Source organism: Paenibacillus oenotherae, assembly GCF_019443105.1.
Classification (GTDB): domain Bacteria; phylum Bacillota; class Bacilli; order Paenibacillales; family Paenibacillaceae; genus Paenibacillus_Z; species Paenibacillus_Z oenotherae.
In genome coordinates this window covers 325,336-340,584 of record NZ_JAHZIJ010000001.1, presented here as the reverse complement: position 1 = coordinate 340,584, position 15,249 = coordinate 325,336, and the positions used below count along the sequence as shown (strand labels likewise).

The 15,249-nt window shown below is 52.0% G+C and carries 18 protein-coding genes; 17 read left to right on the top strand and 1 reads right to left on the bottom strand.

Translation table 11 applies throughout. From position 1 onward, the window contains the following. Window positions 1-2 precede the first annotated feature (2 nt). The 9 genes from K0T92_RS01550 (at window position 3) to K0T92_RS01510 (ending at window position 7,116) form a co-directional block, all read left to right on the top strand. Window positions 3-602 (top strand): histidine phosphatase family protein, encoded by a 600-nt coding sequence (locus K0T92_RS01550; protein ID WP_219870657.1) that lies wholly within the window; start codon window positions 3-5, stop codon window positions 600-602. A gap of 128 nt (window positions 603-730) precedes the next feature. Then, the gene (locus tag K0T92_RS01545) at window positions 731-1,975 is read left to right on the top strand and encodes a hypothetical protein (protein WP_219870656.1); all 1,245 of its coding nucleotides are present in this window, start codon (window positions 731-733) and stop codon (window positions 1,973-1,975) included. Window positions 1,976-2,238: 263 nt separating this feature from the next. After that, window positions 2,239-2,421, top strand: a complete 183-nt coding sequence (locus K0T92_RS01540; protein ID WP_219870655.1) for an IDEAL domain-containing protein — start codon at window positions 2,239-2,241, stop codon at window positions 2,419-2,421. 166 nt (window positions 2,422-2,587) lie between these two features. Next, window positions 2,588-3,010 carry a DUF2487 family protein gene (locus K0T92_RS01535; protein WP_219870654.1) on the top strand — a complete coding sequence of 141 codons (423 nt, stop codon included), beginning with the start codon at window positions 2,588-2,590 and terminating at the stop codon, window positions 3,008-3,010. Between the two features lie 246 nt (window positions 3,011-3,256). Then, on the top strand, window positions 3,257-3,790 hold the full coding sequence (locus tag K0T92_RS01530; protein WP_219870653.1) for a Rieske (2Fe-2S) protein: 534 nt from the start codon (window positions 3,257-3,259) through the stop codon (window positions 3,788-3,790). A 17-nt stretch (window positions 3,791-3,807) separates the two neighbouring features. Further along, a complete protein-coding gene (qcrB, locus tag K0T92_RS01525) occupies window positions 3,808-4,479 on the top strand; it encodes a menaquinol-cytochrome c reductase cytochrome b subunit (protein ID WP_219870652.1) in 672 nt (223 codons plus the stop codon). Between the two features lie 21 nt (window positions 4,480-4,500). Beyond that, window positions 4,501-5,379: a menaquinol-cytochrome c reductase cytochrome b/c subunit gene (locus tag K0T92_RS01520; protein ID WP_219870651.1), complete on the top strand. Its 879-nt coding sequence runs from the start codon at window positions 4,501-4,503 to the stop codon at window positions 5,377-5,379. 137 nt (window positions 5,380-5,516) lie between these two features. Beyond that, complete coding sequence (locus K0T92_RS01515; RefSeq protein ID WP_219871162.1) at window positions 5,517-6,113, top strand: DUF1405 domain-containing protein; 597 nt, start codon at window positions 5,517-5,519, stop codon at window positions 6,111-6,113. Window positions 6,114-6,183: 70 nt separating this feature from the next. Further along, the gene (locus tag K0T92_RS01510; protein WP_219870650.1) at window positions 6,184-7,116 is read left to right on the top strand and encodes a sporulation protein YpjB; all 933 of its coding nucleotides are present in this window, start codon (window positions 6,184-6,186) and stop codon (window positions 7,114-7,116) included. Between the two features lie 30 nt (window positions 7,117-7,146). Here the strand turns inward: K0T92_RS01510 and K0T92_RS01505 are convergent, their stop codons facing one another. Continuing rightward, the gene (locus tag K0T92_RS01505) at window positions 7,147-8,013 is read right to left on the bottom strand and encodes a YitT family protein (RefSeq protein WP_219870649.1); all 867 of its coding nucleotides are present in this window, start codon (window positions 8,011-8,013) and stop codon (window positions 7,147-7,149) included. A 150-nt stretch (window positions 8,014-8,163) separates the two neighbouring features. On the opposite strand from K0T92_RS01505, the gene K0T92_RS01500 reads away from it, so the two are divergent. From K0T92_RS01500 to K0T92_RS01465, 8 genes are all read left to right on the top strand, one after another. Continuing rightward, entirely contained in the window at window positions 8,164-8,499 is a 336-nt protein-coding gene (locus K0T92_RS01500) for a nucleotide pyrophosphohydrolase (protein ID WP_219870648.1), read from the top strand. 54 nt (window positions 8,500-8,553) lie between these two features. Then, entirely contained in the window at window positions 8,554-9,099 is a 546-nt protein-coding gene (locus tag K0T92_RS01495; RefSeq protein WP_219870647.1) for a tetratricopeptide repeat protein, read from the top strand. A 9-nt stretch (window positions 9,100-9,108) separates the two neighbouring features. Next, window positions 9,109-9,909, top strand: coding sequence for a 4-hydroxy-tetrahydrodipicolinate reductase (dapB, locus tag K0T92_RS01490; protein ID WP_219870646.1), 801 nt, complete (start codon window positions 9,109-9,111; stop codon window positions 9,907-9,909). 46 nt (window positions 9,910-9,955) lie between these two features. Continuing rightward, entirely contained in the window at window positions 9,956-10,369 is a 414-nt protein-coding gene (locus K0T92_RS01485; protein ID WP_219870645.1) for a methylglyoxal synthase, read from the top strand. A 3-nt stretch (window positions 10,370-10,372) separates the two neighbouring features. Further along, window positions 10,373-11,083, top strand: coding sequence for a bacillithiol biosynthesis deacetylase BshB1 (bshB1, locus tag K0T92_RS01480; protein ID WP_219870644.1), 711 nt, complete (start codon window positions 10,373-10,375; stop codon window positions 11,081-11,083). 120 nt (window positions 11,084-11,203) lie between these two features. Next, complete coding sequence (bshA, locus tag K0T92_RS01475; RefSeq protein WP_219870643.1) at window positions 11,204-12,364, top strand: N-acetyl-alpha-D-glucosaminyl L-malate synthase BshA; 1,161 nt, start codon at window positions 11,204-11,206, stop codon at window positions 12,362-12,364. A 325-nt stretch (window positions 12,365-12,689) separates the two neighbouring features. After that, window positions 12,690-14,069 carry a CCA tRNA nucleotidyltransferase gene (locus K0T92_RS01470; RefSeq protein WP_219870642.1) on the top strand — a complete coding sequence of 460 codons (1,380 nt, stop codon included), beginning with the start codon at window positions 12,690-12,692 and terminating at the stop codon, window positions 14,067-14,069. A gap of 2 nt (window positions 14,070-14,071) precedes the next feature. Further along, a complete protein-coding gene (locus tag K0T92_RS01465; protein WP_425517601.1) occupies window positions 14,072-15,061 on the top strand; it encodes a biotin--[acetyl-CoA-carboxylase] ligase in 990 nt (329 codons plus the stop codon). Window positions 15,062-15,249: the final 188 nt, after the last annotated feature.

Sequence of the window (15,249 nt, the reverse complement as noted above, 5' to 3'; positions counted from 1 at the left end):
ATGTGCAGATCGGACTTATACGGCACGGCAAGACGGATTGGAACGCGCTAGGCAAGATTCAGGGCCAGACGGACACTCCGCTGAATGCGGAAGGAATTCTGCAGGCGGAAGCGTTGGCGCAGCGATTAAGCCGTGAGGAGATGAGATGGGATGCTGTCATTTCCAGCGACTTGTCCAGGGCGCACGAAACGGCCCGCATCATTGCGGACACGCTGCATATTCCGCTCCTGCCCAGCGATTCTAGGCTGAGGGAACGTTATTTTGGCGAGATTGAAGGAACGACGGAAGAGGAACGGCTGGCACGCTGGGGGCCGGATTGGCGGAGAAGCGACAGCGGACAGGAGTCCGACGAAGAGGTGCGGGACCGTGCGCTTGCTTTCGTAGATGAGATGGCAGAGCAGCAGCCAGGACGCCGCCTGCTGGTCGTCTCGCATGGAAGTCTGCTTGCACAGCTTCTGCGCGGTATGTGTGCAGATCTGGAGGACAAACCGATAATGAATATGTCATTCTCCATTATGGAGCGGGACGGAGGGGGCTGGAAGCCTCTGCTGCATAATTGCACACTCCATCTGGACCATTTTCACAACATTCCATCCACATAAATATTGAAAGCCGTTGGTTGCTGATCAAGCGACCGACGGCTTTTTCTGTGCAACAGGTTATAAAATTCCTCAATGTTCCCATAATGGTAGTAAACCTGCTAGAGATGAACGGGAACGGAGGGTGAACGATGAATTTGGCGGATATGCTTAGTTACACAGATATAGGGCAATTAAGTCGAATCGCTACGGCATACCGTTGTGAATGTAATGGCAACTCGAAGAATGATTTGATACAGTCCATTTTGTCCACGATCACACGCAGGGATGTATTCGAGTCGCAAGTAGGCGCTATGGGGCTTGAGGATTTAAGGTTTATGAACTCCCTGCTGTTTGACCCAAGGGATTCATTCAGCCTGGAGGAGCTTCTGGCGCGTGTTCAGCAAAGCAAGTTCAGCAGCCCGGAGCAAGCCTCCTCTTCACAATCCGCAGACAATGGGCAAATGACGAATGCTGCTGCGGCGCCTGTGGTCAAGCGGAATGCCAAACGAGCCAAGACGGCTAAAGAGCATGCAATGCCGGAATCCGGGCCACGCGCGACAATTTCCCGCTTCAAGCAATATGGCTGGCTGTTTAACGGCTATGCCGGATCCGACAGATATTTGTTTCAGATCCCCAAGGATCTGAAGGACCGTTTCAAGGAGACGCTGGAGCGCAAGCTGGCTGCCCAAGTGGCCATTATCCGCGATGAGCCGGATGCTTACCGTGATGAGCAAGGGCTGCTTGGCGAAGATGTGGCAGAGCTGCTTACGTATGTCCATCATAATGAAATTCAGCTGACAGCTGAAGGTATTATGTACAAGCGGAATGTTCAGCAGCTGCTGGAACGTCTCGGCGTGCAGGAGCAGCTGCCAGGGAGGGGCGAGTGGAGGTTTGGCTACGGCAGGCATATCAATGAGTATCCCAACCGGATGTCGCTGCTCTATGACTATTGCTTCTACAACGGCTGGCTGTCAGAATCGGGCGCTATGCTTACTTTGACTGCGGCAGGGATGGAGCGTCAGGCCGTGAGAGTGGCAGAGGCGCCGGACAAGCTGTACCGCTTTTGGCTGCGTTTGTACAAGGGAGCGATGCCCAATATTAGAGCGATTACTCACTGGGTAGGCAGGCTTTCGCAGCATTGGGTCAGCAGCGATACGTTGAAGGGCGCTCTGCTTCCCTATATTAAGCCATTCTACTATGATCAGCCCGAAACGATCTTCGATCAGCGGTTAATTGCAATGATGATGCATCTCGGCCTGCTGCGGATCGGGGAGCATGCGGAGCAGGGAGGGGTCATTCGGATGACTCCGCTTGGACGCAGCATTGTTGCCGGCTTCAATATTGATGATGATGCGATCGTTCTTCATACCCCAATCAGCGAGTATGAAAATTAGGCGTAAACATATTCATCTTTATAGAAGGCTATCGTCTTGTGCGGTGGTTGCTTGGATGAATATGCTTTAGTAGGAGCCGGTTCGCGTGTTACCTATCAATATAAATATTGACCTATGCGCTTCACTTGACTCGCTTGCCGATGTCGTCAGAGAAGTACGCCCGAAGATGAACGATTGCGCTAAGAAGGACGATTGAGAGCTGTAGGGGATAAGGAAACGGATATGGATCTCTTAATCATCGCGCCTGGAGGTGTATCTATCCTATGGATAAAATGAAAGTGACTTACGAGGTCATGCTTGGGCTGGCAGCAGAGATGGTGCTCGACGAGGCGGTATTCAAGTATCGTTCCGACAAGCTCTATCTCGCGATTGACAATGCGCTCGCTGCCGGGGACAAGGATACGTTCCGCCGGTTAACGGAGGAACTGAAAACCTTGCATGCATAACCAGCTTGGAAAAGCGGCTTATAAAACGGCCCGACTGCTGCTCGGATGAGAATCCGAAAGTGGTTGAGGCCGTTTTTTTGTGCGGATATAGGAGAGAATGTGATAGGATAAATAGTGTCATTGCAAATGCAATGCAATCAGTTGATGAACAAGGACAGGTGGGAAGATGAAATTTAGCGAACTAACGGCAGACCAGTGGGCAGAGCTGCAGCCCTACCTGGACACGGCGGTTGTTCCCGTAACCGGATTGTCGGGCGGAGAACTGCCGTATGAAGCGACAGAAGCGCTTGAGCGGCTGCGCGATGTGCTGGATCTGATTGAAGGCCCCTTCAAGGGAAGAACGGTTACATATCCGGCATGCCACTATGGTACATGGAACGATGGAGGAGAGCAGCATGCTGCGGCTCTATGCCGCAAGCTGAAGCAATCGGGCTTCAAATATGTTGTGCTTGCTGCTGCTTTCTATGCAGATGCGACAAGGGCTGAGGCGGTGCATGCGGATCTGATGATCGGCCTGGAGCAGGACGGTGCGCTGCCAGAAGCAGCGGCTGTTAGCGAAGCTGTGCGGAGGTTGTGGCTTGGGCGATAATGACATCAGATGACGATCTCTGCATAACTAGGCGGATCTTAGGGAAAAACAAAAGCCAGACAAGGTCAATTGTGACAAAATGATAACAAATAGTGCCACGCTTTTTGTTCCGATAAGCAAATTAGTCGCCATATTCTTGACGCTCCATAACACCTAGGCTATTATAGGTAATGTCCTAGTTCGTCGTACGTATTGCCTTCTCCGGCAAGACGCAAGATATGGCTCGCAAAGGGGGTAGAATAGAAGATGAGTAACCACGAACATCACGAAAATACCGCACATAAGCCTGTGAAACGCAGCGGAATGTCAAGACGGCAGTTTTTGTCGTATACACTTGGCGGCGCTGGAGCATTCATGGCTGCCGGTATGTCGCTGCCGATGATTCGTTTCGCGGTAGATCCAATCCTAAAGAAGAAAGCCGGCGGCACGTGGATCAAAGTCGTCGAGGAAAACAAAATAACAAACGATCCCCAAGAGTTCAAATTCAACATTCATCAGGTAGACGGATGGTATGTGAGCGACCCTGAGCTCTCAGCATGGATTTCCAAGGATAGCTCTGGCAATTTCTTTGCACTGTCGCCAGTGTGCAAGCATCTCGGCTGCACGATCAGCTGGAACACGGAGAAAAACAATGAGTATGTTTGTCCGTGTCACAATGCGCACTACACCAAAGACGGCAAGAACTTGACCGTTGCTCCTAAACCGCTTGACGAATACGAATTGAAGATCGACAAAGGCTGGGTTTATCTCGGACCTATTAAAGCAAATACACGGGTATAAGGAGGGTGTAAGCTCAGATGTTAAAAGGTGTATACAACTGGATCGATGAACGTCTCGATATTACGCCAATGTGGAGGGACGTGGCGGATCATGAGGTGCCTGAGCACGTCAACCCTGCGCACCACTTCTCCGCATTCGTGTATTGCTTTGGCGGTCTGACTTTCTTTATCACAGTCATCCAAATTTTGTCGGGTATGTTCCTGACGATGTATTTTGTGCCGGACATCATCAACGCCTACAAGAGTGTCGATTACTTGCAGCATAAAGTCGCCTTCGGCGGAATCGTGCGCGGTATGCACCACTGGGGCGCCAGCTTGGTTATCGTTATGATGTTCCTTCATACGCTTCGCGTATTTTTCACAGGCTCCTACAAGGCGCCTCGTGAAATGAACTGGGTTGTCGGCATGCTGATTTTCTTCATTATGCTGGGCCTCGGCTTTACGGGCTACCTGCTTCCTTGGGATAACAAAGCTTACTTTGCAACCAAGGTTGGTATTCAGATTGCTGAATCCGTACCGTATATCGGAGTCTACATTAAAGAGTTGATGCAAGGCGGAGAGATCGTCGGTGCAGAGACGTTGACGCGCTTCTTCGCGATTCACGTTTTCTTCTTGCCAGGCGCACTCCTAGCGCTTCTAGCGGCGCATTTCTTCATGATCCGGAAACAAGGCATTTCGGGACCACTATAAGCCGAAAGGAGGTCATTTGCGATGGCACATGGTCACAAATCGAACGAAAAAGTAGTTTTCGTCGGAGATTCGCGGGTTCGCAAGCGTTCGGGCGCTCCCAATACGGTTCCGCCGGACTACTCTTCTTACCCTGGCAAGTCGGAAGCCTTTATTCCGAACTTTCTGCTCAAGGAGTGGATGGTAGGTGTCGTAGTTCTTGTCGGGTTCCTCGTACTGACAATTGCTGAACCGGCTCCACTCGGCTATCCGGCAGATCCAACGAATGCGGCATTTATTCCAATGCCGGACTGGTACTTCTTGTTCCTCTATCAATTCCTGAAGTATCCTTATGTTGCCGGAGATTATATCGTCCTCGGTACAGTAGGTATTCCAGGCGTAGCGTTCGGCGCACTGCTGCTTGCTCCTTTTCTTGATACGGGCAAGGAACGCAGATTCTACAGACGTCCAGTTACGACTGCACTGATGGTTTTGTCTCTTATCTCGCTCTTCTACTTGACTAAAGTATCGTGGGATCATTACCAACACGAGCTGGCCAAGACGAATACGATTCCTGAGCATCACCTTCGTGAAGAGAAGGCGCGCGAGGCTGCAATGAGCGGCAAGGGCGGAGAAGAACAGCAGCCCGTTGCCAGCATTCCAATTGTCGATGAGGACGATCCGGCAATGGAAATTCTTAAAGCACGCTGTATCGCATGTCATAACCCGGATCTGAAGGGGAATGAAAGTATGAAGGCCCCTGCGCTTCGCGGTGTAGGCGACACGCATACGAAGGAAGAACTCGTCGAAATCGTAACGAACGGTAAGGGCGGCGGCGCAATGCCTTCTTTCAAAGAGATGCTGAGCGCTGAAGAAATCGACCAGGTGACAACCTGGCTTGCCAAGCAAAAGAAAGCTGAATAATTCACCAACCAGCCTGATCGTATTTATATGCGATCAGGTTTTTTTGAAAGTTCTGTACGGATTGAACATGGAAAGGGTGTCATCATTTGCCATCAATTTCTTTTTATTGGAGCAAAACATTTCTATTGAGCCGTCCGATGCTGTGGCTGTTGTTTCTCGTAAACGCGGCCGGAACGGTGTATGGCTACATGTGGTACGGAAATCAATTGGAATATACATGGAATCATCATCCGCTGTGGCAATTGATATTTGTACCGGACAGTCCGACTGCCAGCTTGTTTTTTACGCTGTCGCTGCTCTACCTGCTTTTCCCGCATGCGGGCAAGCCATCCAAAGCCTTCACAGCCATTCGAATGGGGATCGAAGCGCTTGCGGTCGTGACATCGATGAAGTACGGCATTTGGGCCGTGGCGATGATTGTGGGAGGTGCTGCGCAGGGGGATACACTGGAGTGGCAGCATTATATGCTTATTGCCTCTCATCTTGGCATGGCGATCGAAGCGCTGCTGTACGTCAGATTTATGATCTTCAAACGAATGGCTGCCCGTCTGGCTACATATTGGTTAATATTGAATGATACGGTCGATTATACATGCATGGTTTTCCCATGGCTCCCGGAAGAGCTGGAGGATGATCTGGCGGCAGTGGCGGCCTTTACCTTTGGCTTGTCGATCTTCAGCTACATAGGAGCATTGCTGTCGCTGCATTATAGAAACAAGAAAACGAAGATGTAGTTATGGCTTTCTTCCTGGTCAAGGTCTAAATTGGGACATCCCCCCATAAAGTGTATTGGAGGGGATGATTATGTCTAAGTCATCAAGCTGTACTATTGTTAGTCTGGTCATTTTTCTAATTGTTCTGACAGGCTGCGGCAATATGGAAGAGCGGGAGTCTGCGGCAATGAGATCTGCGGCTGCTGTTGTGACGGCAGACAAGCCTCCTGCGGCAGCACTGAATCAATTAAGCGGCTTATCAGAGCAGCTGTATGCTGCCGCTCAGGAAGGCAATCGTCAGCTTGCCTATACTTACGCTAACCGATTACAGCAGACTTCCGTACAGAAAGTTCTCCGCAAGCTCGGAACCGTCGAGGGCTGGCGCGAATTTGATCATAGCGTGGCCAAGCTGAAGCGGACATTGGAGCACAAGGGTGCTGGAATGAACGGTTATATGGACGCGGCGAGGCTGAAGCTTGCGGTGGACGCGCTCTATAGACCGGAAGCACCGCTCTGGATGCAGTATGACAGGCTGCTTAGGGAAGACTGGACACGGATGAGACAAGCCTGGAAGTCGTCATCCAGCAGCCGTATAGGTGCTGCCGGGGCATCGCTGTCGGTGTACCGCATGCGCGTGGAGCGCCTGGAGATTGCGGCGCTTATGGGGCAGCGGGATGAGCAGGTCAGAGAGCTGCAAGCGCATGTGCGGCATATGGGGCAATTGCTTGAAGCGGCAGATGATGGCGCTGCCGGTTTGGAACCGGCCCGTATCGATGCCGTATTCTCAGCGCTGGAGGAGTCGGTGAATGCGCTGTTCGACCATGCAATTGATGCTGATTCCAAGGTGCAGGCTGCCATCCCCGTTCCACCGGTCAGCTCGAATGGAGAACGGCTGACGCTGCTGTTCATTGCCGCATTTGTTCTTCTCATTCTGGGCTATACCGTATGGCGTAAATATGCCTATGAGCTGGAGCATGGATCACCCGCTCCAGGCAAGGGGAATCATACGGCTGGACGGAAGTAAGCGTGGAATAGAGCAGAAGGGGCGGGATGTTTATTCCGCCTTGAAGCCTTCGCCAAGCACATCATGAACATCTGATATAACAATAAAAGCAAGCGGGTCGTTGCTGCGCACAATCGTCTTTAACCGTCTGATCTCATGGCGGGCGACGACGCAGTAGACGATCTGTTTTTGTTTGCCGGAATAGCCGCCCTTGGCAGGAAGCAATGTAACACCACGATCCATCTCGCGCGTTATAATCGCTGCCATCTGCTCGCCATCATCTGTAATGATGGAGAAGGCTTTGGCCGCATAGGCGCCGTCCTGGATGAAATCGATCATTCTGGAGGCGATATAAACGGCGACCAGCGTATACAGCACCTTTTCCTTGGGAATGTAAAGGAGTGACACGCCGATAATTATCGCATCCAGTGTCAGTATGATCTGCCCCATGCTCCAGCCCTTCATCTTCGATGCGATGCGCGCAACAATGTCGGCTCCTCCGGTCGTTCCGCCGAACCGGAATACGATGCCGAGCCCCGTGCCCAGCGTTACGCCGGCATAGAGAGCCGCAAGAATGTAATCATTGGATGTTCGGAAGGGAACAATCCAGCCCGCTTCGATCATTTTCTCAATTAAAGCGAGGAAGAAGGCAAGCGAGAGGGTGCCAAAGATAGAGTATCCGGTCTGCGTCCGGCCGAGTACGAGCCAGCCGACGATAAAAAGCGGAATGTTGAGCACGATCGTGGATATTGACAAGGGCCATCCCAGCGCATAGTTGAACAGAATCGCGATTCCGGTGACTCCACCTTCCATTAACTGATTCGGAACGATGAAGTATTGGAGGCCGAAAGCATATATTGCGGTTCCAAGCATAACGAGCGGAAGGGTTCGCAGCAGGTTGGACAGACGGTTGTTCATGGAATCGTGCTCCTCTCGGCATACTGTTCTTTATATCTTTTATTATAATATTAGTATGGCATTTTTGCTCCGAATCAAAAGCATTGTTTTCAGATGCTCTTTGCGATAACATATGGAGTGAACATCAGAAGGCAGAGAGGAAAATTGAATATGTCGGAGAAGTCGCTTGCGGAAATGCAGCGCGAGGTGGACCGCTATATTTCGCAATTTAAGGAAGGGTACTTCAGCCCTTTATCCATGCTGGCCCGAATGAGCGAAGAGGTTGGAGAGCTGGCGCGGGAGGTTAATCACCATTATGGGGAGAAGCCCAAGAAGCCGGACGAAGCCGATAATTCAATCGAGATGGAGCTTGGCGATATTATGTTTATCGTCATGTGCTTTGCCAATTCGCTAGGCATTGATCTGACGGAAGCGCATAACGGCGTTATGAATAAATTCAACACGAGAGACGCGAACCGCTGGACTCGAAAAAACGTCGAACCGTAACTCGGACTGCTACATATGCTGTACCATCACCCTGTGTACAAGGAGGATGGGCGGATGGATGGAGAGAGCAGCATAAGGAAGGCTTACGAGGCTATCCTGAGCGGCGATTTCGAGCAGGCGCTTGCCCGGTTCGAAGAAGCGATTGCATTGGAGCCGGATCAAGGGGTTCATTACTATAAATGCTCCATTACATGTGCGCGCAGCGGCAAATGGCAGAAGGCGCTTCATTATGCGGAACAAGCGGTTGCGCTTGAACCCGCGCAAGAGGAGTATAGATTTCATCTGCAGACGGTTCAGTCCAGATGGCGGGTAATAGAAGCGGAGGCGCTTCTGTCCCGGGAAGGGACGGAGGGCGAGAAGGCGATCGCCATGCTCTGTGATGCGATACGTCTGGATCCGCTGAATCTGGATGCCCTTCTCATTCTGGGGGCGGCATATGCCGCGCGCAACCGGTTTGAAGAGGCGGCGGTATGTGCCAAGGATGCGCTGCGTCTTGATCCCGAGCATTCGGCAGCCCGTCGGCTGCTGGCGGATGTGAGACGAAGCAGGCTTGCCCTTAGGACCTACAAACAAAGAAGACAACGAAAAAGGAACAGGTGATAGGTGACAATGAATCCAATTAAAGTAGCGGTTACCGGAGCAGGCGGACGGATGGGACGCGAGGTTGTAAAGATGGTTTTGCAAGATGAGCAGTTGAAGCTGGTAGCGGCGGTCAGCCCGTCTGCAGGGCCGGTCGATGCGGGGACGCTCGTCGGACTGCAGGCGTGCGGCGTAACCGTGATGCCGGATTTGGAGACGGCGCTGTCGAATGCGAAAGCCGATGTGCTGGTTGATTTTACAGTGCCTCATGCCGTTTATGAGATTACGCGGACAGCGATTCAGCACGGTGTGCGCCCGGTGATCGGAACGACGGGCTTTACGCCGGAGCAGATGAAAGAATTGGACGAGCTGTGCAGAAGTCAAGGCATAGGCGGCCTCATCGCCCCGAATTTCTCCATCGGCGCAATTCTAATGATGAAATTCGCCGCGCAAGCGTCCAAATATATGCCGCATGTCGAAATCATCGAATATCATGGTGACCAGAAGCTGGATGCTCCATCCGGCACCTCTATCAAGACGGCTGAGCTGATCTCTGAGGTGCGCCAGGAGCTGCGTCAAGGAAATCCGAATGAGAAAGAGACGATTGAAGGCGCTCGCGGCGGTTATTATGACGGATTCCGAATACATAGTGTAAGGCTGCCGGGCGTATTCGCCCAGCAGGAAGTCATCTTCGGCGGTTATGGCCAGACACTCAAGATCCGCCATGATTCCTATGATCGTGCCGGCTATATGCCGGGTGTCAATGTTGCGGTTAAGAAGGTTATGACTTATACCGGGCTTATTTATGGTTTTGAGCATGTGATGGACTAATACGAGAGGTTATCTGCGGGATATACGGGAGAGGGGACAGATCATAATGAACATCGCGTTTATTGCGCATGACCGCAAGAAGGAAGAGATGGTTAATTTCGTTCTTGCGTATGAATCAGTATTTCATGGCCACACACTTTACTCGACAGGTACGACAGGCACGAGAATAATGGAGCAGACAAACTTGTCGATCCACCGGTTCATGTCCGGACCGCTAGGCGGAGATCAGCAGATCGGCGCGCTAGTGGCGGAGAACGAGATGGATCTGATCATCTTCTTGCGTGATCCGCTTATGGCTCAGCCGCATGAGCCCGATATCATCGCTCTGCTCAGACTTTGCGACGTACAAGGCATTCCAGTCGCGACGAATATTGCTACAGGCGAGCTGCTTGTCAAGGCGCTTGAGCGCGGAGATTTCGCATGGCGCGAGCTCGTTCATAAATATAAACCGGGTGAATGATCAATGAATAATGTAACCGTTGATATTCTTGCATTTGGCGCCCATCCTGACGATGTAGAGATCGGGATGGGCGGGACGATTGCCAAGCATGTGGAGCACGGCTATCGCGTTGCAATATGCGATCTGACAAGAGCAGAGATGTCTTCGAACGGCACCGTGGAAACGAGGGGGCAGGAAGCTGCCGCAGCGTCCGCGGTGCTTGGTTTATCCGCCCGTTCTTGTCTGGGACTTCCTGATCGAGGGCTTACGGGCTCAGCGGAGCAGATTGCGGCTATCGTGAGAGAGATCCGGACATTGCGTCCGCGGATTGTTTTTGCACCCTATTGGGTAGACCGCCATCCTGACCATATCGCGTGCAGTCATCTGGTTGAAGAGGCAGTGTTTAATGCCAAGCTGCGCAATTATATGCCGGAGCTGCCAGCTGCAGCAGTCGATCAGCTATATTATTATTACATAAACGACAGCAATGATGTCTCTTTGATAGTCGATGTCAGTAATTGCTATGACAAGAAGCGCGAGGCTCTGCGGGCGTATCAGTCGCAATTCGCGCCTGTTGGAGCAGACAGCGTACAGACGCCTTTAACAGACCGTTATATCGAGAGGGTCGAAGCGCGTGACATGCTGCTGGGCCAGACGCGCCAGTGGAGCTATGCGGAAGGATTCGCGATCAAGCGTCCGCATCCGGTAGCCTTGTTTGGCGAGAGGCAGGAGTAACCGGCTTGGCTTCACTGCCTTTCTTTGAAAGCGGAAGTCGTTTCATCTAGAGGTTGGTCACAATGTACAATTATTCGATGTCAGTACTAAAGCTGTGTACTACGAGGGGGACTTCTGGCGATGAAGCAACTGAAGATCGGAATCACTTGCTACCCGACACTCGGGGGATCCGGAGTTGTAGCAACGGAGCTTGGCAAGCTGCTGGCTGAAAAAGGCCATGAAATTCATTTTATAACGCATAGCGTTCCGTTCAGATTGGGACAATTTCATAAAAATATTTTTTATCATGAAGTGGAAGTCAACGACTATTATGTGTTCCGTTATCCGCCCTATGACTTATCGCTCGCCAGCAAGATGGCTCAAGTAGCGAAGATGCAGCAGCTTGATCTGCTCCATGTGCATTATGCGGTTCCACATGCGATATGCGCTTATCTGGCGAAGCAGATGGTTGGAGAAAACCTGAGGACAGTTACAACCCTTCACGGCACAGATATTACGGTGCTGGCGCAGGATGAATCACTCAAGGATTTGATCCGTCTCGCAATCAATAGGAGCGATGCCGTTACAGCGGTATCCAATGATCTTATTCAAGAAACGCGGGATATGCTGGACATCGTGAAGCCGATTGATCTGACCTATAATTTTGTTGACAAGCGGATCTATTATCCCCGGGACTGCGCGTCGCTTCGCAATGATTTTGTGAGCAATAATGAGAAAATATTGATGCATATTTCCAATTTCAGACCGGTAAAGCGGGTCAGTGATGTTGTCGATATATTCGCGAAAGTGCAGGAGCAGGTGCCAAGCCGTCTTCTTCTTGTAGGCGAAGGGCCGGATCTGCCTAAAATTCAGCACAAAATTCGCAATATGGGCTTGGAGGACAAGGTGCATTTTCTGGGCAAGCAGGATGATGTGGCGCATGTGATCTCCATTGCCGATCTGATGCTGCTTCCTTCGGAGAAGGAGAGCTTCGGACTTGTTGCTCTGGAAGCGATGGCATGCGGCGTACCGACAATCGGTTCATTCGCAGGCGGTATTCCCGAGCTTGTCACCCATGGGGAGACAGGCTATCTGTCTCCGATCGGCGATACGGAGGATATGGCGTTCCATGCGATTCGGCTGCTTCAGGACGAGGCGTTGTATCGCCAGTTCCGTGAAGCCTGTCTCACGCGAGCACGCACGCAATTTTGCAATGATCTGGTGACGGCTGAATATGAGCGTATCTATTATCGGGTGCTCGGCATTGAGATGGATGTTCCGATTCCGATCTGCAAGGAGTAGAGGAGGAGGCGATATATGGTGAGCGTTTGAAATGAACTGACAGGCCGCTGCGCCGGGGAATGCTCTTACGATCGCTGTTGTTCCCGGAATTGCTGAATTTAGCTGGATTATGGTGATATTCCGGGAACAAAGGCGAACGCTGGCGCTTCTCCAGAATCATTCCCCAGCTCCGCTCTGTTGTTCTTTCTCTCGTTCAACTTATATCGTTGAAGAAGTTCAAAAAAGTTCGAAGTGCTAAATTCGATGTTCAAGAAATTCAAGAAATTCAAGAAATTCATGAAGTTCAAGAAGTTCAAGAACTTCAAAGCTTAGGGAGGGAAGCGTTGTGGACTGGAACAAGGCATTGCAAGGGGCACTTCCGGTACTTCAATTGCTGGAATCTCATGGCTATGAAGCTGTGTTTGTAGGCGGATGTGTCCGGGATACATGGATAGGGCGCGAGCTGAAGGATGTGGATATAGCGACTTCTGCAACACCGCAGCAAGTAATGGAGGTGTTCCCGCACACCATTCCGACAGGCCTCAAGCATGGTACGGTGACGGTTATTCAGGATGGCGAAGCCTATGAGATTACGACATACCGGACAGAATCAGGCTATGAGCAATTCCGTAGACCGAAAGAGGTTGCGTTCGTAACGAGTCTCGAAGCGGATCTGGAGCGGCGGGACTTTACGATTAACGCCATGGCTATGAGACCGGATGGAACGATTGTTGATCCTTTCGGCGGCATGCAGGACATGGAGAGAAGAACGCTTCGGTGCGTTGGCGACAGTGATGCGAGATTTCAAGAGGATGCGCTCCGCATGGTTCGCGCCATCCGGTTCGCAGCCGAATTCGGGATGAGCATCGCCTCCGACACATGGAGGGCGCTCATTCGGCACAGGACGCTGCTCTCTTATGTTGCTATGGAACGTGTCGGAGCGGAAGCGGACAAGATGATGGGCGGGAAGAATCCGCTGCTTGCCATGCGCTGGATGGCAGCCAGCGGATTGCTTGCCCACACGAAGCGTGAGCTGCCGCCTCGGCTTCTCCGAGCGGATACTCTCCTTAATGATGCTTCTGCTTCTGATGAAGTGAATGTCTCGGATCGGTCATTCTGTATTCTGAATACAGTGGACGCATTACCAGAAGTCGATAACCGCTGGTCAGCTCTTTGCCTGGCATGCTCACTGACTGATGAAGAGACTGCAGAGCTGTTCCATCAATTAAGATACTCCCTTGCCCGCATGCAGCATGTCAGTGCGGTAGTTCGGGTGCATTTTCGCATGAGGTGCAAAGCAACGGAGGGAGAAGCCGACGGGCAGCTGCGCTTGTTGTGGACGAGCACATTATTGAGTGAAGGCAAACAAGCATCACTAGCATGGCTTGGCATCATGCGAGTAATTCCAGCTCTGCTCCTGGCGCGGCAAGAAGCGGATTCCCAGGATAATGGCCTGCCTGTGGAGTTGGAGGCTCGGCTGGACAAGCTGGCGCTGTGGCTTGGCGAAATGCCGGTTTGGTCAGTGAAGGACTTGGCGGTCGGCGGAAGAGATCTATTGCAGGTGCTTGGCAGGCCTGCAGGTCCCTGGATGAGCGGCTTGTTGAACGATCTGGTTCGAGCTGTCGCCGAGCGCCGAATCCCTAATGACAGGGATCAACTGCTGGCTTATGCTGCAAGTATGAATGAGGCTGTAAGGGCCAATCGGGCGGATAAGGAGTCTCCATGAACTTGAACTACAATCGGATTATTGAGTTATTAGAAGGCCAGCCGGAGCAGTATGTATCTGGAGAAGCGCTTAGCCGTGAGCTCAACATCAGCCGGACGGCAGTATGGAAGCAGATGAAGAAGCTGGAGTCACAGGGCTACAGGATCGAGGCGTCCCGGAGACTGGGATACCGTCTGATGGGCAAGCCATCCAAGCTGACGTTGCCTGAGCTGCTTGTAAAGCTTGAAGGCACCACATTGGTGCGCTCCATCAAGCTGTTGGATTCTGTTGATTCTACGCAAAATATTGCACAGCAGATGGCCGAAGAAGGAGCGCCTGAGGGGACGCTTGTTATAGCAGACCAGCAGACCAATGGCCGCGGCAGATTAGGCCGCAGCTGGGTATCGCCAGCAGGCAAAGGAGTATGGATGAGCCTTGTGCTCAGACCGGGCATTCCGCTGCAATTCGCTCCGCAGCTTACGCTGCTGACAGCGGTGGCGCTCTGCCGCGCGTTAAAGTCGGTCGTTCCGCTTGAAATCGGGATTAAATGGCCCAATGACCTGTTAATCGGAGGCAAGAAGATAAGCGGAATTCTGCTGGAATCAACGGCTGAGGACGAGCGTCTGCGCTACGTCATTGCCGGAGTCGGCGTCAGCGTCAATCTGGAGCCGGAGGATTACCCCAAGGAGCTTCTGGATGTCGCAACATCGCTGCTTATTGCAGGTGGCGAGCATATCGACAGAGGTGCGGTTGTGGCAGCCTTTATCCGCCAATTGGAGCATCTGTACGCGGTTTACCAACGTGAAGGCTTCGGGCCGATTCGAACGTTATGGGAAGCCTTGTCTGTAACGCTGCACAAGCCGACCAAGCTGTACGCCCCGACGGAGGTATTCGAGGGTACGCCGATTGGACTTGATGAGCGGGGGGCGCTGCTGGTGGAGAAGGCCGACGGCTCTGTCGTGCCCGTATTCTCGGCGGAAATGCGATTCCCGGAGGCAAACAGCGGAGGTTAACCGCTCATAGACGGAGTCTTGCATATTTGTTATACTGGGACTGAGCGAAGGTTAGCATGACAGGGCGGTATCGCATCGTGCGAACTGCACCGGTCATCTGTTGCTTTTAGCTTCAGGAATACGGGATGATTCAATGTCATTTGCATGGAAGTGTACTCTGCTCTGAGCCGTTAGGGACCGAGACAGAA

Coding starts and splice junctions, on each gene's coding strand:
- K0T92_RS01545 (WP_219870656.1), top strand. CDS start 731: ATGAATTTGGCGGATATGCTTAGTTACACAGATATAGGGCAATTAAGT.
- K0T92_RS01540 (WP_219870655.1), top strand. CDS start 2,239: ATGGATAAAATGAAAGTGACTTACGAGGTCATGCTTGGGCTGGCAGCA.
- K0T92_RS01535 (WP_219870654.1), top strand. CDS start 2,588: ATGAAATTTAGCGAACTAACGGCAGACCAGTGGGCAGAGCTGCAGCCC.
- K0T92_RS01530 (WP_219870653.1), top strand. CDS start 3,257: ATGAGTAACCACGAACATCACGAAAATACCGCACATAAGCCTGTGAAA.
- qcrB (WP_219870652.1), top strand. CDS start 3,808: ATGTTAAAAGGTGTATACAACTGGATCGATGAACGTCTCGATATTACG.
- K0T92_RS01520 (WP_219870651.1), top strand. CDS start 4,501: ATGGCACATGGTCACAAATCGAACGAAAAAGTAGTTTTCGTCGGAGAT.
- K0T92_RS01515 (WP_219871162.1), top strand. CDS start 5,517: ATGCTGTGGCTGTTGTTTCTCGTAAACGCGGCCGGAACGGTGTATGGC.
- K0T92_RS01510 (WP_219870650.1), top strand. CDS start 6,184: ATGTCTAAGTCATCAAGCTGTACTATTGTTAGTCTGGTCATTTTTCTA.
- K0T92_RS01505 (WP_219870649.1), bottom strand. CDS start 8,013: ATGAACAACCGTCTGTCCAACCTGCTGCGAACCCTTCCGCTCGTTATG.
- K0T92_RS01500 (WP_219870648.1), top strand. CDS start 8,164: ATGTCGGAGAAGTCGCTTGCGGAAATGCAGCGCGAGGTGGACCGCTAT.
- K0T92_RS01495 (WP_219870647.1), top strand. CDS start 8,554: ATGGATGGAGAGAGCAGCATAAGGAAGGCTTACGAGGCTATCCTGAGC.
- dapB (WP_219870646.1), top strand. CDS start 9,109: ATGAATCCAATTAAAGTAGCGGTTACCGGAGCAGGCGGACGGATGGGA.
- K0T92_RS01485 (WP_219870645.1), top strand. CDS start 9,956: ATGAACATCGCGTTTATTGCGCATGACCGCAAGAAGGAAGAGATGGTT.
- bshB1 (WP_219870644.1), top strand. CDS start 10,373: ATGAATAATGTAACCGTTGATATTCTTGCATTTGGCGCCCATCCTGAC.
- bshA (WP_219870643.1), top strand. CDS start 11,204: ATGAAGCAACTGAAGATCGGAATCACTTGCTACCCGACACTCGGGGGA.